Annotated in this window: 14 protein-coding genes; 3 read left to right on the top strand and 11 right to left on the bottom strand. The window is 67.0% G+C overall.

The genetic code is table 11. The annotated features are described in order from the left end of the window. The 6 genes from KTJ87_RS08590 to KTJ87_RS08615 all read right to left on the bottom strand — a co-directional run bounded on the left by KTJ87_RS08590 (nt 1) and on the right by KTJ87_RS08615 (nt 10,180). Nucleotides 1-1,716 (bottom strand): ABC transporter permease, encoded by a 1,716-nt coding sequence (locus KTJ87_RS08590; protein ID WP_267138683.1) that lies wholly within the window; start codon nt 1,714-1,716, stop codon nt 1-3. Between the two features lie 3 nt (nt 1,717-1,719). Next, complete coding sequence (locus KTJ87_RS08595) at nt 1,720-2,007, bottom strand: DUF1330 domain-containing protein (protein ID WP_267138684.1); 288 nt, start codon at nt 2,005-2,007, stop codon at nt 1,720-1,722. Nucleotides 2,008-2,097: 90 nt separating this feature from the next. Further along, complete coding sequence (locus KTJ87_RS08600; protein WP_267138685.1) at nt 2,098-3,216, bottom strand: extracellular solute-binding protein; 1,119 nt, start codon at nt 3,214-3,216, stop codon at nt 2,098-2,100. 82 nt (nt 3,217-3,298) lie between these two features. Further along, on the bottom strand, nt 3,299-4,399 hold the full coding sequence (locus KTJ87_RS08605; RefSeq protein WP_267138686.1) for an ABC transporter ATP-binding protein: 1,101 nt from the start codon (nt 4,397-4,399) through the stop codon (nt 3,299-3,301). Nucleotides 4,400-4,619: 220 nt separating this feature from the next. Then, on the bottom strand, nt 4,620-8,378 hold the full coding sequence (locus KTJ87_RS08610; RefSeq protein WP_267138687.1) for a translocation/assembly module TamB domain-containing protein: 3,759 nt from the start codon (nt 8,376-8,378) through the stop codon (nt 4,620-4,622). Beyond that, complete coding sequence (locus KTJ87_RS08615; RefSeq protein ID WP_267138688.1) at nt 8,378-10,180, bottom strand: autotransporter assembly complex protein TamA; 1,803 nt, start codon at nt 10,178-10,180, stop codon at nt 8,378-8,380. Before KTJ87_RS08615 ends, KTJ87_RS08610 begins: the two co-directional genes overlap by 1 nt. A 249-nt stretch (nt 10,181-10,429) precedes the next feature. Here KTJ87_RS08615 and KTJ87_RS08620 point away from each other — a divergent pair, with 249 nt between their 5' ends. Continuing rightward, nucleotides 10,430-12,133 (top strand): asparagine synthase-related protein, encoded by a 1,704-nt coding sequence (locus KTJ87_RS08620; RefSeq protein ID WP_267138689.1) that lies wholly within the window; start codon nt 10,430-10,432, stop codon nt 12,131-12,133. Here KTJ87_RS08620 and KTJ87_RS08625 read toward each other — a convergent pair. From KTJ87_RS08625 to KTJ87_RS08645, 5 genes are read right to left on the bottom strand one after another with little or no spacing between them, the layout of a single operon-like run. Then, complete coding sequence (locus KTJ87_RS08625; protein ID WP_267138690.1) at nt 12,130-13,707, bottom strand: FAD-dependent monooxygenase; 1,578 nt, start codon at nt 13,705-13,707, stop codon at nt 12,130-12,132. The two genes, KTJ87_RS08620 and KTJ87_RS08625, sit on opposite strands and share 4 nt — an antisense overlap. Before the next feature lie 26 nt (nt 13,708-13,733). Next, nucleotides 13,734-14,750 carry an amidohydrolase family protein gene (locus KTJ87_RS08630; RefSeq protein WP_267138691.1) on the bottom strand — a complete coding sequence of 339 codons (1,017 nt, stop codon included), beginning with the start codon at nt 14,748-14,750 and terminating at the stop codon, nt 13,734-13,736. 24 nt (nt 14,751-14,774) lie between these two features. Next, nucleotides 14,775-15,560 (bottom strand): IclR family transcriptional regulator, encoded by a 786-nt coding sequence (locus KTJ87_RS08635; protein ID WP_267138692.1) that lies wholly within the window; start codon nt 15,558-15,560, stop codon nt 14,775-14,777. Then, nucleotides 15,557-17,485, bottom strand: coding sequence for a TRAP transporter permease (locus KTJ87_RS08640; RefSeq protein ID WP_267138693.1), 1,929 nt, complete (start codon nt 17,483-17,485; stop codon nt 15,557-15,559). The genes KTJ87_RS08635 and KTJ87_RS08640 overlap by 4 nt, the downstream gene beginning before the upstream one ends. A gap of 19 nt (nt 17,486-17,504) precedes the next feature. Further along, a complete protein-coding gene (locus tag KTJ87_RS08645) occupies nt 17,505-18,458 on the bottom strand; it encodes a TAXI family TRAP transporter solute-binding subunit (protein WP_267138694.1) in 954 nt (317 codons plus the stop codon). Nucleotides 18,459-18,606: 148 nt separating this feature from the next. Here KTJ87_RS08645 and KTJ87_RS08650 point away from each other — a divergent pair, with 148 nt between their 5' ends. Both KTJ87_RS08650 and KTJ87_RS08655 read left to right on the top strand, forming a co-directional pair. Continuing rightward, complete coding sequence (locus KTJ87_RS08650) at nt 18,607-20,316, top strand: thiamine pyrophosphate-requiring protein (protein WP_267138695.1); 1,710 nt, start codon at nt 18,607-18,609, stop codon at nt 20,314-20,316. Then, nucleotides 20,316-21,068, top strand: a complete 753-nt coding sequence (locus tag KTJ87_RS08655; RefSeq protein WP_267138696.1) for a sulfite exporter TauE/SafE family protein — start codon at nt 20,316-20,318, stop codon at nt 21,066-21,068. Before KTJ87_RS08650 ends, KTJ87_RS08655 begins: the two co-directional genes overlap by 1 nt. The last annotated feature ends 3 nt before the right edge of the window (nt 21,069-21,071 follow it).

Consider the following 21,071-nt stretch of genomic DNA (forward strand, 5'->3'; position numbering starts at 1 on the left):
TTACCCCAGGCTCACGTTGTCGATGCCGACGATCTTGTCGTAGACCCAATACAGGACCAGCACGACCACCAGCAGGATCGTCCCCAGCGCGGCGGCAAGCCCCCAGTTGAGCGACGACGAGATGTGATAGGCGATCCGGTTCGAGATGAACGTGCCCGTCGTGCCGCCCACCAGTTCGGGCGTGATGTAGTAACCAATCGCAAGAATGAACACGAGGATCGACCCCGCGCCGATGCCCGGCACCGACTGCGGGAAATACACCCGCCAGAATGCTGTCCAGTTGGTCGCACCCAGCGACTTGGCGGCACGCACATAGGTCGGCGGGATCGTCTTCATCACCGAATAGAGCGGCAGGATCATGAACGGCAGCAGGATGTGCGTCATCGCCACGATGGTGCCGAACTGGTTGTTGATCATCACGAGGCGCTCGTTGTCGGCGACCAGGCCCAGCCAGACGAGAATGTCGTTGATGACGCCCTGTTGTTGCAGCAGCACCTTCCACGCCGACGTCCGCACCAGAAGCGAGGTCCAGAACGGCAGCAGCACAAGGATCAGCAGCACGTTCGAGACCCGCAGCGGCAGCGTCGAGAGAAGGTAGGCAATAGGATAGCCCAGAAGGATGCACGAGCCCATGATGACCAGCGACATGAACAGGGTGCGCTCGAACAAGAGGATATAGATGCTCTCGTTGTCCGGCTTGGCCTCGATCCCGGCAGGCGTCAGTTGCAGGTCGACGGACGCAAGGAAATACCCGGCGGTGTAGGGGTTCGAGAAGGCCTCGATGGTGCCCCAGACCTCAAGGTCGCCCCAACCCTCCTCGATGTCGAGGAATGTCTGGCGGATGTCCTGCGACTCGAAGCCGGGCGCGGCCTCTGCCGCGGCGCCCAGCACCTCGGCCATCTGGCCGCCGTAGGCGCCTGCCGCGTCCGGGTTGTCGATCAGGTCATGATAAAGTGCCATGTAGACCGGAAACCACGGCTCTTCCTCGGTCGGGCTGTCCTCGTCCTCGACCTGGGTGATCCGGGCGAATTCGGAATAGGCGCTGGCTGTCTGCGGCAGAACCTCGGCGACGCCGTCGCGCAGACGGAACCGCGGCTCGGCCCGGTCGAAATTTTCTTCATCGGCAGCGCGGGCGGCCCATTCCGCCTGATCCTCGATCCAGGTCTCGGACGCCATCAGGCCGACCCAGAATGCGGGCTCTTCCCAGGCTTCGTTCAGGGCGATGAACTGGTCGGCATAAACCTCGCCTACATCGTCGATGTCGCGGCCAGAACGACGGAACAGGGACGAGATGCCGGTGGTCTCGTAATTCAGGCGCGAGCCAAGGCGGGTGTGCCGCTTTTCGGCTTCGGCGGCGACAAGATCATAGGCAAGCGCGCGGTAGACCGCTTCGTCCGGCAACTCGCCGGATTCGTAATCCCAGTCGTCCAGGGCGATGACGGTGCGCGGCAGCGTTTCCGACACGATCTGGTTCTCGACCGACCGGAACAGCATGTCGATGATCGGCGCGATAAAGCTGACGAGGATGAAGATCAGCAGCGGCGCGATCAGCATCAGCGCGCGCATCTTCTCGCGCCGAAGGGCGCGCATCAGCGATTTCTTCAGGGGCGTGCCGTCTGCGGCCAGCATCGGGCCTTCGGCGCGGTCGGCATCGCGCAGCGCATTGTCGGGTGTCGCCCCGGTGAAGGCGTCGGGATCGGTGGCGCTGCTGGTCATGGCTCAGGTTCCCTCGACGACGATGATCGTGCTGGTGGCGGTGCGGCGCCGGATATCTGCGACCTCCTGGTAGGCGGGATCGTGATAGGCCTTCAGCGCCTGCTCGTAACTTTCGAATTCTATGACGACGTGGCGGTTCTCGGCGCGGCCTTCGGGCGTTTCCGATTGTCCACCGCGCACGACAAAGCGCCCCCCCAGCGCCTCAAGGATCGGCGTGTCCTTTTCGACGTACTCCTTGTACGCCTCGGGATCGTTCACCGTGATATGTCCGATTACATAGCCCTTGGGCATCGGGGATCGCTCCAGATTTTGCGGAAAGGCCCAGGCGGCATCCCGCCCGGGCCGGATCAAACGGCGCGCGTCAGGCGCGCGCCGAAAGACTTATTGTGCGAGCCATGCCTGGAACTTGGCGTCCAGATCGTCGCGATAGTCCGCCCACCACTCGTAGTTGTAGAGGAAGGTGTTCGTCGCGTTCGCCGGATCGGTCGGCATGTGCGGCGCCATCTCGATGCCAAGCTCGGCGTGCTGGCCGACCATCGGGGCCGACGAAGCACGGGCCGGACCGTACGAGATGTACTTGGACTGGTCCGCAAGGCGCTGGGTGTCGGTCGCGAAACGGACGAAGTCCATCACGCGGGCCAGACGATCCTCGGGCAGGCCGGCGGGAATGATCCAGCCGTCAAGGTCGAACACCTGCGCGTCCCAGAGCATCTCGACCGGCTGGTCCTGCTCGACGATGAGCGAGAACAGGCGGCCGTTGTAGGTGGAGCCCATCACGATCTCGCCGTCGGCAAGAAGCTGGGGCGTGTCGGCGCCTGCCGACCACCAGACGGTGTCGTCCTTGATGGTGTCGAGCTTGGCAAGGGCACGATCCTGGCCTTCCGAAGTCTCGAGCACGTCGTAGACGTCTTCCTTGGCGACGCCGTCACACAGCAGCGCCCATTCCATGTTGTTGATCGGGCGCTTCTCAAGCGCGCGCTGGCCCGGGAAGGTCTCGGTGTCGAACAACGCGCAGATGTCGGTCGGCGTGTTGCCGTTCCACGCCTCGACGTTCGTGCGATAGCCCACGGTGGTCGAGTAGACGATCTGCGGGATGTAGCAATCCGACACGATCAGGTCGCCGAAGTCTTCCGACGCCGGGGTGCCGTCCGGCGCGGGCGCCAGCATCTCGTCGTGGTCGATTTCCATCGCCAGGCCTTCGTCGCACAGGCGGATGGCATCCGATGCCACCACGTCGACGAGATCCCAGGTGACGTTGCCCGCTTCGTTCATCGCACGCAGCTTGGCGACGGCCTCGTTCGAGGACTCGTCCCAGGTCACACTGACGTCAGGATTCATCTCGAGGTAGGGGACGACATAGGCCATCTGCTGCGAGTTCTGATAGGCGCCGCCCCAGGACACGAGCGTCATGGAATCGGCCATTTCCCCGTGCGCCGCGGAGTGTGCCATGCCTGCGGCAATGATACCGCTGCTGGCTAGAAGGAGTGTCTTCAGTCTCATGATATTCCTCTCCGTTATGGTCCCGATACGTTCCTCCCCGCGGGTCCGGGCCGACCCTTGGCGCGGGGATATTGCTTTGTTCTTATGCGTCTAGGGCCCGGCAATCCTGCGGACGCCACCCGATGTCGATCATCTCGCCCGGCTTCAGCCGGCGCTGATCGGGGGCGTTGCGTGTCTTGATGATGAAATCGTCGCGTCCCGCCACCTTGAGGCGCGTGCGATAGATGTCACCCATGTAGATGAACTCCATGACTTCGGCCTTGAGCGTGTGCGCGTCGGGCGAAAGTCGCCCCTTGTCGATCTCGACACGTTCGGGCCGGATCGAGATCAGGGTGCGATCGCCGACGTTCTTGACGTTGACCGGCACGGTCTCGATGACCTCGCCGTTGTCGAGGCGGACCATCGCGGTGTCGCCCTTCATCTCTTCGACCTTGCCGTGCAGCGTGTTGTTCTCGCCGATGAACTGCGCGACGAAGCTGTTCTTTGGCTGCTCGTACAGTGTGTCCGGCGCGTCGAGCTGCTGGATGCGGCCATCGTCGAACACCGCCACGCGGTCGGACATTGTCAGCGCTTCGGTCTGGTCGTGCGTGACATAGACCGTGGTGATGCCCAACTGGTGCGCCAGGTTGGTGATCTCGAACTGCATGTGCTCGCGCAGTTGCTTGTCGAGCGCGCCCAGCGGCTCGTCCATCAGCACCAGCTCGGGTTCGAACACCAGAGCGCGCGACAGGGCGATGCGCTGCTGCTGACCGCCCGAAAGCTGCGCCGGGCGGCGGCCGCCGAAATCGCCCATCTGGACCATGTCGAGCGCGCGCTTGACCTTCTTCTCCCGCTCGGACTTGCCGATCTTGCGCACTTCCAGTGGGAAGGCGAGGTTTTCGGCCACCGTCATGTGCGGGAACAGGGCGTAGTTCTGGAACACCATGCCGATCCCGCGCTTGTGGGGCGGGATGTTGTTGATCGGCTTGCCATCCAGAAGGATGTCGCCGTGGGTCGCGGTCTCGAACCCGGCCAACATCATCAGGCAGGTCGTCTTGCCCGACCCGGACGGCCCGAGCATCGTCAGGAACTCGCCCTTTGAAATCGAGAGGTTCAGGTCTTTGACGACGAGAGTCTCGCCGTCATACGACTTCTGAACGCGATCAAACGCGACGAACGCGCCGCCGTTTTCGCTAGATGCCACGCGTGGCTCCCTGTTTTACCGCAGGCCTTTGGTGGCCTGTCTGAACTTCTTCTCTACCCAAACAAAACTTGGGATAGAGTGCAACCATGTCGAAGGCTATTCCAGCGAAAGCCGGACAAACGGGTCGAATACGGCGGGATGTGCGGGAAAAACGACGGCCATCCGCCTGAGCGGCGGTCGAAGTGGTTTTCCCGAATTGCCGCTTTGATCGCCGCGCAGGTCAATAATCGCGCTCGAAGAAGATCCCGAGGCCGGTGCTGCCGTCCGAACCGGCGGTGCCGCGCGCGGTGACGCTGGGCGACACTTCGAGGTTCAGGTTGATCCGGCTGCGGCCTTCGGCATCCACCGTCACATCCGAATAGATGTTCTCGGACAGGTAGCGCCCCGCGCGCAGACCCACGGTGCCGTCCTCGCCCTGCGCGATGTCCAGATCGTCGACCCCAAGCGCCTCGCGCAGGTTGCCGATAAGGCCCTCGCCGCCGCTGCCCGCCAACGTCCGAATCGCCGCCGCCAGTTGAAGCGCCTGCACCGCCGAGATTTCCTCGGGGTTGCGACCGAACAGGAACAGCGACAGCGCGGTCTCCTGCGGCAGGTCGGGCTGCGAGGTGATCGCGAGGTCCGGCGACGACGCAGGCCCCTCGATGACAAAGCGCACCAGGACGTCCTCGGTTCGGGATTCGGCGGCGATGCGCACGAAAGGATCGAAATCCCCCTGCAGCCGCACCAGCGCCTGCGTCAGCAGAAGGCGGCGGCCCAGGATGTCCAGCCGACCGCGCACGAGCGAGAATTCACCCTCGGTGATGACGTCCGCCGTGGTCCCGCGCAGCCGCAGCGATCCGCCAAGTTCCGCGTCAAGACCGCGCCCGCGCAAGAATATCCGGTTCGGCGCGTAGATGCGGATGTCGACAGGATAGGCCGCCCCTGCCCCGTTGCCGCCATTGCCGGCCATGTCGCTGACGATCAGCCCGGCGCGGCGGCGCGAGGCACGCACATCCGCAGGTTCATTGACATGGCGGATGTCCAGCCCCGCGACATCCGGCCCGCCGCCGCTGGGCACGCGCAGTTCGGTCTGGCCAAGGTTGATCTGACCGCTGATCGCCGCCCCGCCCGTCAGCGGCCCGTCGATCGACAAGCTGCCATCGGCGGTCGTCTCGTAAAGACCCGGCTCGGTCAGGACCAGCTGGTTCAGCGCAAGCGACAGATCGGCACTATAGCCGCCGCTCAGCGTGACAGGGCCCGTCAGGCGCAGCGTGCCGCCGGTCGACAGCCCGCCGGTGATATCGAGGTTGGCACGCCCGCGCCCCAGCGACACGTCGGCGCCGATGCCGGTCAGCGACAGCCCCAGCGACGGCAGCACCAGACCGGCGCCGTTGCTGGTGATCCGCCCTGACAGGAAATTCACGGCAAGTGGGCCATTCAGCCCCAGATCGAACCGCGCCGTCCCGCTCAGCAGGCGCGGCGCGATGAAGGTGTTGGCCAGCGCCAGAGGCGCGGTGCCCCGGAGGTTCAGGTCCGCAGTGCCGAAATCTGGCGCCAACGTGCCGCCGACGGTCGCGGTGACGCCGCCGGGGCCGGTGCCCTGAGCGGAAACCTCGAAGCTGCCGTTCGTGGCGCGGGTCACGGTGCCGTCCACCGACAAGGGGCCGTTGAACCCGGGCGCGACCAGTCCAAGGTTTGCCAGCCGCGTGTCGAAGCGCACCAGCGCGGTGTCCGCTGCCACCTCGCCCGAGACGGTGGCGGTCAGTTGCGGGGTCTGGATGCGGCTGTCTTCGATGCGCAGCGTTCCATCAGGGGCACGCTCGACGGTCAGGTTCAGGTCGGCGCGGCCCGCAAGGATACGGTCGGCCACGTCGATGCCGACGCCAAGGTCGCGGCCCGACCCCTGCGCCGCCAGTGCAAGCGCGCCGGTGTCCGGGTTGAACTTCGCGCTCGCCTCCAGCGACACGCGGCCCGCAAGGTCTTGCCCGGCCAGCTCTGCGTAGGCCGACAGGTCCTCTGCCGAAAACTGCCCCTTTGCGTCCACGACGCCAAGCCCGGTGTCGTAGTCGAATGGCGCCGCCGCCTCGAGGTCCAGCGCCAGCGCGCCCGGCCCCGATCCGGTGATCTGCGCCGCGATGCGCCCGTCGTCCAGCGCCAGATCGGTGCGCAGCTGCGCTTGCCCCGAAAGCTCGGGGCGGATGCGCGACAGGTCGGGCAGGATCAGCGTCAGGTCGGCCTGCCCGCTGTCGGTGCCAAAGGCGCCGTCACCGCGGATCGTCACGCCGCGTCCGTCCAGCGACAGCGTATCAAACCGCAGCCCGGTCTCGTCGCGCGCGACGTTCACCTCGATCTCGGTTTCGCCGCCGATCAGTCCATCAAGCTCGGGGATCGCCAACGTCAGATCGCGGGTCATTCCCTGGATGCCCAGATCGAACCCGCCCGCCAGCGGCGACACGGTCCCGTCAAGGCCAAGGTTCGCGCCGCCGCCAATCTCGCGCCCCGCCAACCCCGAGAACCGCGACAGATCATCGGCGGACAGCTGCAGATCGAGAGCCGAGGCAAACGGCGCATCCTCGTTCTCGCCGGTCAGTCGCAGATCGCCTTGCAGGCGGTAGTCGGAGCCGCTGATGTCAATGTCCTGAAGCCGCAGCGGCGCTGCATCCGACCACTGAACACGGGCCGAGCCGCCCAACGCATCCCCAAGCGCCCGCGCAAGCGCAGGGACCGCCGCATCAAGGCCGGTTCCGTCCAGCCGCACGGTGCCGCGCAGCGCGGACACCGCATCACCGCTGCGCTCGATCGTGCCCAGCCCAACGATGGAAAGCCGCTCGGCGGAAAACTCGGGGCGCATCAGCCGCCGCGCCGCGATCCGTGCCGCCCATCGGTCGCCCCGCGCCGCGTCATAGCTGATCGACAGGTCGGCCTCGCCGAGTTCGGTATCGCCGCCCGCCACCGGCAGGGTCACGCGGCCATCCGTCTCGATCCGCCCGCTGATGTCGACAAGGCTCGGCCAGCCGTCAGGTGCAAGCTCAAGCTGCCCTGTCAGCCGGGTCGCGCCGGTCTCCAGCTGCAGTTGGCGCAGGCCGGTGCTGCCGTCGCTGCCTTGCGTCACGATGGCCGACAGGGCCACCGCTTCGCCAAGAAACTCGTGGTATTGCGGGGCGGTCAGGGGCCGCAGATCACCGCGAATGTCGACCGAGGTTTCCGCCGCGCCCTCGCCCGCCGCGTCGCGCGTCACGGTTCCGGTCACGCGCGGCGTGCCTTCGGTCGCCAGCATGATCTCGGCGGTGAAATCGCTGACCGGATCGTCGCCCTCGATGGTCAGCGACAGCGGCGGCGCGCCGGGGATCTGCAACAGCCGCGCGGCGATGCCGCCTGCGCCCTCCTCCAGCGACAGATCAAGCGCCAGCCGCCCGGTCTCGTTGGCATAGCTGGCATCCAGGACGAACCGGCCTTCGGCGTCCCCGATGCGGTCGATGGACAGCGCGGCCTCGCCCTCGCCCCCGGCAAGCTGCGCCGATCCCTCGACGGCCAGTGCAACCGGCTCGCCAAGGAACGCCTCCCCCAGCTCGATCCTCGGAATGGAAAGCTGGTCGATATCCACGGACACGGGCAGTTCGGGCAGGGAAAAGCCGGGCGCAGCAGCGGACGGCACGGCGGCTTCCGTCACCGGCGGGCGCAGCACCTCGATCCGGTCGGCGGTCAACTCGCGCACCTCGATCCGGCCCGCCAGCACTGCCGAGCGGTTCCAGTCCAGCACCGCGTTCTCGACGGTCAGCCAGATGCCCTCGCCGTCCGAGATCGTCAGCCGCTCGACCGTCGCGCGCGAACTCAGCGCACCGCGGAACCCGATGATGTTCACATCGCGCCCGGCGCTCGACAGTGCATCCTCGAGGAAGCCCTCAAGCAGCCCGCGCCCGCCGTCGTCGCCGTCATCCTGCGCAAAGGACGGGCCGGTCGCCAGCACACCGGCAACGGCAAGAGCCGCGCACCACCGCATCAGAACGCCTGCCCGATGCCGATGTAGAACTGAAGCCCCTGCCCCGTGTTGCCCGAGATCGGCGTCGCCACGTCGAACCGGATCGGCCCCACGGGCGTGGTGTACCGGATGCCCAGCCCCGCGCCCGCGTGACTACCCGACGCGCCCGAGAACCCGCTGGAGGCGGTGAGGAACCCGTAATCGACAAAGCCGACGGCCTGGAAGTTGTCCGTCACCGACTGGCGCACTTCCAGCGACGCCGCCGCGAAACTTTGCCCGCCCCCGGTCTGGCCATTGGCATAGGTGGCGAACAGCGACTGGTAGGGCTGGCCACGCACGGTGCCGCCGCCGCCCGAATAGAACAGGTAGTCGGGATAGGTCGCCTGCGGCGCAGGGCCATAGACTGTGCCGAACTGCAACCGCCCCGCCACCACCGTGCTGCCGCCCAGCGCCCGGTAAGCCCGCGCATCGCCATAGGCGCGCACCCCGCTGGCGGACGCGCCCAGCCCGAGGAACGGTGTCACTTCCGCCTGCGCATAAAAGCCGCTCGTGGGATCAAGCGCATCGTCGCGGCTGTCATAGGTGATCGTCGCGGGCAGGTTCACCAGGTTGAAGGTCTGCGTGCCAGAGGGTGTGGTCGCCTGCGACCACAGGTAGGTCAGCGCCACCTCGGACGTCAGCCGGTCCGACAGGCGCCGGTTCACACCGAAGCCAAGCTCGACCCGGTCGGTCGAGAAGGTCGGCTCATTGCGGCGCTCGGCCTCGGCCATCACGAAACCGCCGGTGTCGGTGCCATAGATCGCCGGAATGTCCAGCCGCGTGGTCAGGCTGTAGTCGACACCGCTGCGTGCGCCGCCAAGATCGCCGACCTCGGCCTCGGCGCGGAACCGCTCTGCCCCGCCGAACAGGTTGCGGTGCAGCCAGAACGCCGACACCGTGACCCCCTCGGCAGAAGCGACCTCTGCCCCAAAGCCGAAGCGGCGCGGTTTCTCGTCGACCAGCCGCAGCACCGGATCCATGACGGCATCCTGGGGAGGTGCATCCGGCTCGGTGATCGTGACAGAGGCAAAGGCGCCGGTGCGGCGCAAACGGCGCTCTGCCTCGGCAATGATCTCGGGCGAATAGGTCAGCCCTTCGGGATTGCCCGCGATGCGGCGGATGGCGCTTTCGCGCACCATCGACGGCGTGGCGATCCGGTAGCGGCCAAAGGTGATGCGCGGCCCCGGATCGATGCCCACCGCCACGTCGAGCGTATCGCTGGCATGGTCGGCCACGATGTCCTGTCCGGCGGGCGCGGCATAGGCGTGACCGACCGTGCGCCACCCTGTCACGACCGCGTCGAGGCCGTCGCGCACATCGGTCGCGCGCGCAGGCGCGCCGCCCTGCGGCACGGCTTTGGTGGTGCCAGGGTGGATCGGCCCGATCCGCACGTCGCCAAAACGGTAGAGAGGGCCGGGATCGACGACGATCCGCACCCGCTGGATGGAGGCAGGCGTGTCGAGCAGCGGGATATCCGCAGCCTCACGCCCGTCGATCAGGATGTTGACCGTGCCGCCATAGCGCCCTTCGGCATAAAGAACCCGGGTCAGGGCGGCATAGTCCGACAACGCGGCGCCCAGAATTTCGTCTCCGCTGGCGTCCGGCGTGTCGCGGATCAGCGCCGCGACGCTCGATGTTGCGCCAAGCGCTTCACGCAGGTCCGGCACGGCAGAGGGCACGACAAACGTCACCCGGTCGGCCGCCACCGACGGCACGGCGACGGTCACGGCCATGACCCCGGCAAACAGGTATGACAGGTGGTGCGTGGTCAGTTTGAACATCATTGCCCTCTGCGCCTCCCTACCAGATCATGCGGGGGAAGGCACAAGCCAACACAATCACTTTTGTGACACGAAACGGGCAGGTCTCTGCCGTCCAGCCCTGCGGGGCGATGATGCATGAGGCGGAATTCCGTTCGCGCGGACGTGGCTGCTGGGGGAACGTCGCAAAGTGGCCGCCGGTTCCTGCCTCTTGCGCGAGACACAGCAACCGGCGACATCGGCACCGACGCCGCAACCACAGGACGTGCCGCCATGCGATTCGACCCGATCGACGGCCCGCCCGCCTTTTTGGTGCTGACCGGCGCCCTTGCGCTGGACGCGGCGGCGCGCGGCGGCGCGGCGCCCGACCTGTCAGCGCCGGGCCTTGCGGTATGGCTGGGCGCGAAGATGGCCGCGCGCGGGCATGTCTCGGCGGCGCACCTGCCGCGCGGCGAGGACGTTGTGGCAGGCGTCGTGCTGGGCCGGTTCTTCGACGGCGGCCTTTGGCCCGGCCCCGGAACGGCGGCGAAGCGCCTGTGCCGCCATTTCGACCCGGCACGGGGCGTGCCGCGCACCCTGTGCGGCGAGTTCGCCTTTGTCCACTGGGACAGCGCGCGCGGATCTCTGACCCTTGGCACGGATCAGGCGGGCACGCGCTGCGTGTTCTACACCGACACCGGCAAGGGCATCGCGGCGGCCAGCGACATCGAGAGCCTTCGGGCCTGGTGCCCGGACCCCGAGCGCATCGACCAGCTTGCGCTGGCGGACTACCTGACAGGATCGATGGAGCACGGCGAGCATCGCACGCTGGTCGCGGGCATCCGCCGCGTGCCCGCCGCCCATTGCGCCACCGTGCGGGGCGAGACGATCACCGTCTCGCGCTACTGGGACCCCAGGGATGCGCCGCAGATCACACTCGGCTCGGACGGCACCTGCATCGAGATGGGCCGCGCGCTGCTGGCGGACAGCATGCGCGACCGGATGGCGTCGCCCGGACCCTTCGGAGTGCACCTGTCGGGCGGCTACGATTCCTCGGTGGTCGCCGGTCTTCTGGCGCAGGATTGCCGCGCGCGCGGCCTGCCCCCGCCGCCCGCCTTCGCCTGGCACGCCGATCCGGGGACCGAGGCGGCGCTGCATCCCGACACTCTCAAGATCGACGCGGTGCGCCGCGCGACCGGGCTGGACCTGACGTTCTGCCCGGGCGGCCCGGCGTCCTTCGAGGCGTTCCTTGCCGTCGATCCGGCGCGCTTTCCGCTCTGCCTCGACTACGAGGCCGAACGGCCGGTGCTGGATGCGGCACGCGGCAAAGACATCGCGACGATCTTCTCAGGCTGGGGCGGCGATCAGGCCCTGTCGTTCTCGGGCCGGGCCTCGCCGCCGCCCTCGGCGCTGCGCCGGGGCGCCTCTCACGTCTTGCGCCACTGGCTGCGCGGGCAACCCGTAACCAACCCGTATTTCCGGCCCGCGCCGCCGCGACAGACACGCCTCGCCACCTTGAAGGACGCGCTGGGGCGCCGCACGACCCGGCAAGTTGTGATCGACAATCTCACCAACGGCTTCCTGCCCCGGCGGATGACGACATGGTGCGTCGCGGGCGCAGCAGCCGGGCTGCAATACAGCTATCCCCTGTGCGATCCCCGCCTTCTCGACTTCGCGATGGGCGTGCCGGACAGGCTGTACCGCGCGGGCGGAACGCCGCGCCAGTTGATGCGCGATCTCATCAAGGGCACCGTCCCGCCCGAGGTGCTGGACCATCCCGCCAAGGTCGAGGTGTCGCGCCTTGACCGGCACGGCGATCTGGTCACGGCGCGGTCGCGCCTGATCGCGGGGCACATCGACTCGGGTCGCATCGACCAGGCCCGCGCCCGTGACTTGGACATCGACCGCCTGCGCCATGATCTCGCCCGCGCCGAGGCGGGAGACAAGGTGCCCTGGGGCAAGATCATGAACGCGGCGGCCTACCTGCTGACGCCTTAGGCGCGCTTGCGCATCTCGTTCGGGGCATGGCCCGCTGCCAGCAAAAGCGCCTCGGCCGCATCGGCCGCGCGCGTTCCGGTCCAGGCAACGTAGTGATCGGGCCGAACCAGCACGAACGGTGCGCCATATGCTGTCTTGGCGGTATCGCGGACCACAGCAAGCGGAATGCCTGCCCGCGCCGCAGCGGCAGAGGCGGCATCGCCCGGATCGGCACCGCCAAGCGACAGAAGCGTGAAGCCGGGGCCCAGACGGTCAAAGACATTCGCGCCGTCCGACAGGGTCTGAGGGGCCAGGTGGTGTCCCGCCCGCGCCTCGAACCGGTGATCGCCGCGCGCGCTGGGGGTGCCACTCCCCGCCACGATGGGCGAGCCCTCGTAGTTCGGCTCGAACTTCGCCACCTCGGCGGCGCCCACGTTGCGCGCATACCATGCCGCCTCGAACGCCGCCTTGTCGCGGGAGGGATCATGGGCCTGAAGGAACCGGTTGTCGTCGTCGATGAAGTGCTCGATGAAATCGCGCGCGGTGGACTGGAAGACAGGCCGCCGCTCGGCGTCGTAGCTGTCCAGCAGCGCATCGCTGCCCCACCCCTTCAGCACCGCCGCCAGCTTCCATCCCAGATTGCGCGCATCCTCGAAGCCGGTGTTGATCCCGTAGCCGCCATAGGGCGGATGGCTGTGCGCCGCGTCCCCTGCCACGAACACCCGCCCCGCGCGGTAGCGTTCGGCAATGGACACGCGCAGGTCCCAGAAACCGACATAGGTGATGTCCAGATCGAACGGCTGGCCGACGACCTCGTGCAACATCGCGGTGAAATCGTCGTTCTCGGTGGTCCCGGCGGGCACCGGCGCGTGGAAGAAGAAGCTGCCGACATCGACCCGCCCGAAGAACCGCCAATAGCCTTCCATCTCGGGGTGCAGGACGTTGTAGAAGGCCTTGCCGGGATAGCGATTGAGCAGCTCGTGCAACTCCATCGAGTTGAACACCAACAGCACCATCAGCTTGTCATGGTCCGACCGCGCCTGCGGGATGCCGCCCGTTTCGCGCACCGCCGACTTGCTGCCGTCGCAGCCCACGACATACTTCGCCGTCAGTACCTCGCGCGCCTCGCCCCTGTGCTCGGCCGTGTGCACCTCGACATGGTCGCCCTTGTCGGCGACCCGCTCGACGCTCCAGCCATAGCGGATATCGATTGCGTCGATCTTTTCGGCGCGGGCGCGCAGCACCGCCTCGGTGGCGTATTGCGGCAGGCGTTCGTTCGTCGTGAGGTAGTAGTCGTTCACGCTGGCGCGGTTGAGCCAGTCGTAGTGGTAGTCCGACAGCAGGTGCTTGTAGACGGTCAGCCCACCAATCCCCACGTCTGCGGGGATCGAACGCGCGGCGCGCAGGTCCTTCTCGCAGCCCCAGAAATGCAGCGTCTCGGTGGTGCGCTGGGTCAGGTTCTGGCCCTTGGGGATCGGCTGCGGGTCGGGATACCGTTCGATGACCAGCACGCGAATACCGCGCTGGCCCAGTTCGATCGCCAGCCCCATGCCCACCGGGCCACCGCCCGCGATGATGACGTCATGGTCGGACATGCGCACCGTTTCCTTCCTGAACAGACCTAAAGCGACAGACCCAGCAACCTGGCTGCGTTGTCCTGATAGACCTTGCGGCGCGTTGTCTCGGAGATGTCCATCTCGTCAAGAATGCGGATCGTCTCGCGGATGTACATCGGCCCGGCTTCGGGATCGAACGGCGCGTCCGAGGCAAAGACGACATGATCCTCACCGAAGAAGTCGATGGCATGGGCTATGGCGCGCTCGGACCCGAAGGTCGCGGTGTCGGCGTAGAAATCCTTGAAGTACTCCAGATGCGGCTTCTTCAGCCCCTTGCGCACGGCGGCAAGGTCCTTGTCCGTCGTGCGCGCGCCCATCTGGTCCCAGCCGGGGCCGACGCGACCCTCGAAATAGGGGATCATGCCGCCCGCGTGATGGGTGATGACCTTGAGGCCGGGGTGGCGGTCGAACAGGCCCGAAAACACCATCCGCGCCATCGCGGCAGAGGTCTCGTAGGGCCAGCCGAAGGTCCACCAGATCTCGTATTCCGACTGGTTCTCGGTCAGGTAGTCGGGAAAGTTCGCACCGCGCGCGGGGTGCATCCAGACCGCCTTGCCGCTTGCGGCCATGTACTCGAAGAACGGCTCGAACTCGGGCAGGTCCAGCGGCTTGCCGGCGACGTTGGTGAAGATCTGCATGCCGCAGGCGCCCAGGTCCTCGATGTTGCGGCGCGCGTCCTCGACCATTTCCGCGGGGTTGTTCAGCACCGCCGTCCCGATGAAACCGGGAAAGCGATCGGGATATTTGCCGCACAACTCGGCCATGCCATCAGACGCGATCCGCGCGAGATCGAGCGACTTGGCGGGATCGGCATATTTCTCGAACGGCGGCGAGGCGAGCGACAGGATCTGGCAATAGTCCTCGCCGAACAGGTCCATCACCTCGAACCGGCGGTCGAGATTGGTCATCATCGGCACCGCTTCCGACCGGCGGGTGATGTCCGTCGTCTCGCCGACATGCGCGATCAGCGCGTCGTGGAAGGGTTTCGGCCAGATGTGGTTGAAAACATCGATCTTTTTCATGTCAGGTCCTGCCTCGTGTCGTGTTCATAGATCGCCAAGGACGACGTCCTCGATCCGCATGTCCGTCAGCACCGCGCTCAGCGTCTCGCCTGCCCGCCAGATCGCGCCGGACAGATCTGCAAGCTGCGCGTCGTCCAGCGTGTCGCGGTCGATGGTCATGCACAGCGCGGCGACCGGCGCGCGGGTGGCGTCGAACACCGGCGCCGCGATGCCCACCACGCCGTCTGTCACCTCTCCCCGCGCGATCAGCGCACCGCCCTTGCGCAAGCGGCGGAGCGTTTCGGCAATGTCCTCGACGGTGTCGCCCAGACCAAGCGCGCGCAGATCGTCCAGGTTTTCCTCGATCTTGGCGAGCATCTGGCGGCGCGGCAGATGGGCCAGGATCGCGCGGCTGATCGCACCGCGTGCAAGCGGCATGGGCCGACCGCGCGGATAGCTTGATTTCGGCTCGGGCGCGGACACTTCGGACGCAACGCACAAAAGCTTGTTGCCGTACCAGCGCACCAGAAGCACGGTCGAGGGATGCAGCGCCGACAGATCGCGCAGGATCGGGCCGCCCGCGCACAAGAGCGCATCGGACTTGCGCATCAGGAAATCAAGCTCCACCACGCGCGGCCCCAGCGTCAGGCCATGCGGGCCGACCTGGGCGAGAAATCCGGCATCCTTGAGCGCCTTGATGTAGCGGTAGACGGTGGGGCGGGTGTAGCCAAGCTCGGCCATCATCTCGTCCGCTGTCCACTCCAGCCGGTCCTCGCTGAACAGATCGAGAATGCCAAGGATACGCTCTGCGCTGCCGACACCGGTGCTCATGCCTGCACCTCGCCTGTCCGGCGCGGACGGCGGATTTCCAGCACCATGAGTGCCACGCCGCCCAGCACGCCGATCACATCGGAATAGACCGCGCCCTCGAACATTCCGGCGGGCACCAGCGCCAACAGGCCGAACAGCGCGAACAGCCCCCGCTTCACCGGCGACAGCCGCTGCGAGAAATAGCCCGCCAGCGCCGCCGACACGAGCCACACGCCGATGATGGCCGTCACGATGGCCAGCGCGATCTCGAACGGTGCGCCGATCAGGATCAGCGTCGGCGAGAACACGAACAGCACGGGGATCACATAGGCGGACCAGCCGAACCGCATCGCCGCCCAGCCGGTCGCCATCGCGGGCGCCTTGGCGATGGACGCCGCCGCGAAGGCCGCCAGCGCGATGGGCGGCGTTATCATCGACATCATGCCGAAATAAAGGACGTAGAGATGTGCTGCGATGGGCTCGATCCCGACCTGGATCAGCGCAGGCGCGACCAGCGCGGCCAGCAGCACGTAGACCCCCAGCGTCGGCAGGCCCATGCCAAGGATGATGCAGACGATGGCCGACAGGGCCAGCAGGACGATGGCACTGCCGCCGCCAACCTGCACCAGCGCATAGGTCAGGTTGAAGCTGAGCCCGGTGACGTTCAGAACGCCGATCACGATGCCCGAGGCCGCCGAGATCAGCAGGATTTCCACCACGCCGTGCCCCGTCTGCGCGAGAGAGGACAGGATGGTCCGCAGGCTGGGGCGCGTGCCCTTGTAGCCGATCAGGAACGACGTGCCGATCAGCACCACCGCCGACCAGAGCGCCGCGCGTTCGGGCTGATAGCTTTTCCAGAACAGAAGATAGATCAGCACGGCGAAGGCGAGGACGAAATGCGCGCCGACGGCGACGGTCCGGCGCGGCGGGATCTGGTCTTTCGGGATCGCGCGAATGCCCATCTTGGCGGCTTCCAGATCCGCCTGGATGAACAGCGCGACATAATACAGCAGCGCAGGCAGCAGCGCGGCCAGCACGATGGACGAATAGGGCACGGCCAGGAATTCGGCCATCAGGAACGCCGAGGCGCCCATGACGGGCGGCATCAGCTGCCCTCCTGTCGAGGCCACAGCCTCGATCGCGCCCGCCTTGTGCGCCGGATAGCCGTCGCGCTTTATCATCGGGATGGTCACGACGCCGGTGCCGACCACGTTGGCCACCGCCGATCCGCTGATCGACCCGAACAGGCCCGAGGCAAGGACCGCGATCTTCATCGACCCGCCCCGGTAGCGCCCCATGCCGATCATCGCGGCATCAGTGAAGAAATGCGATCCGCCGGTGAGGTTCAGAAGCACGCCGAACAGGATGAAGGCGACGACCACGGTGGACGCGACCGACATCGGCAGGCCGAGGATGCCGTTGGAATCAAACGCCATGTAGCCCGACAAAAGCTGCCAGTTCTGCGGCCTGCCCTGCAATCGGCCCGGAAACACATCGCCGAACAGCGCGTAGAGGATGAACACCGAGATGATGATGACCAGCGCCCAGCCCGTCGCACGCCGCAGCGCCTCGAGTGTCAGGACGATGGCGATCAGGCCCGGCAGCCAGACCTCCAGCGGCCGGGAAAAGATCATCAGCACAAGATCGGGATAGCGGACGGCGATGAAGCCGAAGGCGACCATGGACAGGACCGCAAGCACGACGTCGTGGAACGGCACGACCGTGCGCTCGGTCCCCGGACGGGCGGGCAGCGTCAGGTAGGCGACGGGCAGGACAAAAACCAGCATCATCGCGAAGAACTGCTGCGGGTAGAACCCCAGCCCGAAGTAGCGGTTGACCGACAACGCCCAGCAGATCGCCGTAAGCGTCATCAGCGCCGCCAGAACGTCGGAAACGGGCCGCCAGATCCGGGGCGAAAGGCCGTTTCCGGCCTTCCTTGTGTCCATGCTCGCCATCAGGGTCGCCTCAGTTCAGCCCGGCTTCTTCGAAGTAGCGCAAGGCGCCCGGGTGGAATTCCGAGATCCCGTTGTCGCCGCGCATCTCGTCCGTGCGAAAGGCGCGCATCGGCGGAAAGGTCTCGCCCATCACACCGGCCTGCTCGGCCATCGCCTTGGCCATCTGGTAGACCACGTCATCGGGGACATTCGCGTGGGTGAACACGACCTGCGGAAAGGCGATGTAGGTGCCATCCTCAAGAACGCCGGGCATCGCGCCCGCCTTCAGCTCGGTGAAGAACGCGGTCGGCCAATGCTCGCGCGCGGCGGCAAGGGCGGCGTCGTCAGAGGCATCGACGGTCAGCGCGCGCAGGCCCCCCACGGCGGCATCCGCCTCGCGCACCTTGCCCGCGCCATGGGCAAAGATGAAGCCGACCGTATCGCCCGCCATGAACGCATCCGCGCCCGCGACCACCGAGGCGACCGAAATCTGTTCGACGTCGTCGCGGGTCATGCCCGCCGTGGCGTAGATCGCCGACAACTGCGGCAGGATGGTATTCTGCGCGGTGTAGCCGTCCGTCATCGGCAGGCCCTTGAGATCGGCCACCGTCATGATGTCGCTGTCTGCGCGCACGAAGATCGCTTCGACCAGCGGCTGCAGGTGCGCGACGATGCGCAGGTTCTCGTTGGTGACGCCGTTCCACCATTCCTCGCCGGTGATGGCGTAGTTGACCTCTTGCAGGTTGGCGACGCCGAACTCGATCCCGCCTGCGTTCACGAACGGGATGAACTGGTTCGGGCTGGTCGCCGGCTGGATCGTGGTGTTCAGCCCGCCCGCATTGGCGGCATTCGCCACGGCCGTGCCGATGTTGTGGAACAGAGAGCCCGGGTTCGACGTGGCGATGCCGACGTTCTGGGCCAGCGCAGCACCGGCTCCGGCCACAAGGCCAGCCGCCATCGCTGCGGACGCGATCAATTTCCGCATTGTCTTTCCTCCCATGACTGGCCGCTCCCCTCCCGGAAGCGGTCCCAAATCTCATTTTGTGAGATTCGCGTTCAGTTTGGGGTTGCCTAAGAGATATGACAAGAACATTTTAGACAGGTCAGGCCCGGCCGGGCCGAGGGAGGACAGCATGACCGACGCGGCGACACCGACGCCCGAAACCGGGGCAGAGGCGCTGCTGTGCGCGCTGAAGGCCAGCGGCATCGACTATCTGTTCGCCAACGCGGGGACGGATTTTCCGCCGGTGATCGAGGCGCTCGCAAGCCTTGATGCAGGCGACATCCCTACCCCGGTGACGATCCCGCACGAGACCGCCGCCGTCGCCATGGCGCATGGCTATTACCTTGTCACCGGCAAGCCGCAGGCGGTCATGGTGCATGTGAACGTCGGCCTTGCAAACGCGGTGATGGGGGTCATCAACGCCGCCTCGGACAATGTGCCCTTGGTGATGATGTCGGGCCGCACACCGCTGACCGAAACGGGGCGCACCGGCAGCCGCGCCTCGCCGATCCAGTATGGGCAAGAGATGTACGACCAGTCGGCGATGGTCCGCGAGGCGGTGAAATTCGACTATGAGATGCGCTATCCCGAACAGGGCAGCGCGATGGTGTCGCGTGCGGTGTCGCTGGCCATGTCCGAGCCGCGCGGGCCGGTCTACCTGTCGCTGCCGCGAGAGCCGCTGTCGGACCGGATTACGCCCGAGGCACCCGCCGACATCACCCCGCGCGCCCCTGCCCGCCCTGCCATGCCCGACCCGGATGCCGTGGCCGAGGCCGCCGCGATCCTGGCTTCGGCAAAGCGTCCGCTCATCATCTGCCAGCGCGGCGACACCGAGGGGCGTCTGGCCGCCGCCCTGTCCATGCTGGGGCGGAACCACGGCATCGGCACGGTCGAGCCCTTCGTGGTGCGCAACCTGCTGGCCCATGACGATCCCGCCGCGCTTGGCTATGCGCCGATGCTGTCGAAAGACGCCGACGCCATCGTGGTCGTCGACTCTGGTGTGCCGTGGATCGAGGCCGCCCACGCCCCGCCCGAAGGTGCCCGGATCATCCATATCGGCGCGGACCCGTCCTTTGCCCGGATGCCGATGCGCGGCTACCGGTCGGACCTGTCGATCACCGGCGACCCGGCGGCGACGATCACGGCGCTGGACGCGGCGATGACCACCGACGATGCGGCGCTGACCGCCCGCCGCAACGCTCTGGACGACCGCGCCAAGGCACGCTCCGCCCGCCGCGCCACGATGCTGGAGGCGGCACAGGCCAGCGACCCGATGGGCGCCGAATGGCTGAGCCATTGCCTGTCCGAGATCATGGACGATGACACGGTGGTGTTCAGCGAGCTTGGCCTTGTGCCCGCAGCGATGCGGCTCAAGGGACCGAACCGGCTGTTCTCCAATCCGCATTCCGGCGGGCTTGGCTGGGCGCTGCCCGCCGCCCTTGGCGCGCAGATGGCGCGGCCCGGCAAGCTGACCGTCGCGGCTGTGGGCGACGGGTCCTACATCTTCGCCAACCCCGTGGCCTGCCACCAGATCGCCGAGGCGCTCGGCCTGCCGATCCTCATCCTGGTCAAGAACAACGCCATGTGGAACGCCGTGCGCCGGTCCGTCGTGGGGGCCTATCCGGGCGGGGCCGCCGTGCGCGCCAACGAGATGCCGCTGACCTCGCTGTCGCCGGTGCCCGATTTCGCGGGCATCGCCGCGTCCAGCCGCGCCTTTGCCGAACGCGTCGAACGGGCCGAGGACCTGCCCGACGCCCTCACCCGCGCGCTTGACGCGATCCGCTTTGAGGCGCGCGCGGCGCTTCTCGATGTGCGGGTGGCGGTGTCGGACAGCCATTGATGCTGATGACGATGCCCCCCGCCGCGCTGGCCCTGTCGGCGCTTGCCCTCGTTCTGGGGGGCGTCCTGAAGGGTGCGACCGGCGCCGGAGCGCCGGTGGTCGCCGTACCGGTGATCGCGCTGTTCTTCGACGTCGAGACGGCGATCATCACGATGATGCTGCCGAACCTTCTGTCGAACGTGGTGCAGGGCTGGCGTTACCGCGCGTACCTGCCGCGCGGCGGCTTTGGCGCGCTGTTCGCGGCCGGCGGGCTGGCGGGCGCTGTTCTTGGCACGGTGCTGCTGGCCAATGCGCCGCCCGAGGTGCTGCTGCTGATGGTGTCGGTCGTGGTGTTTCTCTACATCGCCTTCCGCATCGCCAAACCGGGCTGGGCGCTGCCGATGCCCCTTGCACGCCGGATCGTGCTGCCGGTCGGCCTTGCGGGCGGCATCCTGCAGGGCGCGACAGGGGTCAGCGCGCCGATCTCGGTAACCTTCCTGAACGCGGTGCGCCTGCCCCGCGACGCGTTTATCGGGACGATCTCGCTGTTCTTCACGGTCATGACCTTCGCGCAGCTCGTCGCTCTGGGAAGCTACGGATTGCTCAGCCCCGAGGGCCTTGGCCGCAGCGCCATCGCATTGGGGCTGATCCTTGCCGCCATGCCGCTGGGCGAGGCGCTGGCAAGGCGCATTCCGCCCGCCGTATTCGACAAGCTGATCCTCGCACTTCTCGCCGTGGTGGCGACCCGCATCCTGATCGGCGTGGTGCTGTAGGGG

The sequence above is a fragment of the Anianabacter salinae genome (assembly GCF_019061145.1).
In the GTDB taxonomy this organism is placed as follows: Bacteria; Pseudomonadota; Alphaproteobacteria; order Rhodobacterales; family Rhodobacteraceae; genus Anianibacter; species Anianibacter salinarum.

Coding starts and splice junctions, on each gene's coding strand:
- KTJ87_RS08625 (WP_267138690.1), bottom strand. CDS start 13,707: ATGTCCGACCATGACGTCATCATCGCGGGCGGTGGCCCGGTGGGCATG.
- KTJ87_RS08650 (WP_267138695.1), top strand. CDS start 18,607: ATGACCGACGCGGCGACACCGACGCCCGAAACCGGGGCAGAGGCGCTG.
- KTJ87_RS08640 (WP_267138693.1), bottom strand. CDS start 17,485: ATGGACACAAGGAAGGCCGGAAACGGCCTTTCGCCCCGGATCTGGCGG.
- KTJ87_RS08615 (WP_267138688.1), bottom strand. CDS start 10,180: ATGATGTTCAAACTGACCACGCACCACCTGTCATACCTGTTTGCCGGG.
- KTJ87_RS08595 (WP_267138684.1), bottom strand. CDS start 2,007: ATGCCCAAGGGCTATGTAATCGGACATATCACGGTGAACGATCCCGAG.
- KTJ87_RS08655 (WP_267138696.1), top strand. CDS start 20,316: ATGCTGATGACGATGCCCCCCGCCGCGCTGGCCCTGTCGGCGCTTGCC.
- KTJ87_RS08620 (WP_267138689.1), top strand. CDS start 10,430: ATGCGATTCGACCCGATCGACGGCCCGCCCGCCTTTTTGGTGCTGACC.
- KTJ87_RS08645 (WP_267138694.1), bottom strand. CDS start 18,458: ATGCGGAAATTGATCGCGTCCGCAGCGATGGCGGCTGGCCTTGTGGCC.
- KTJ87_RS08610 (WP_267138687.1), bottom strand. CDS start 8,378: ATGCGGTGGTGCGCGGCTCTTGCCGTTGCCGGTGTGCTGGCGACCGGC.
- KTJ87_RS08630 (WP_267138691.1), bottom strand. CDS start 14,750: ATGAAAAAGATCGATGTTTTCAACCACATCTGGCCGAAACCCTTCCAC.
- KTJ87_RS08635 (WP_267138692.1), bottom strand. CDS start 15,560: ATGAGCACCGGTGTCGGCAGCGCAGAGCGTATCCTTGGCATTCTCGAT.
- KTJ87_RS08600 (WP_267138685.1), bottom strand. CDS start 3,216: ATGAGACTGAAGACACTCCTTCTAGCCAGCAGCGGTATCATTGCCGCA.
- KTJ87_RS08590 (WP_267138683.1), bottom strand. CDS start 1,716: ATGACCAGCAGCGCCACCGATCCCGACGCCTTCACCGGGGCGACACCC.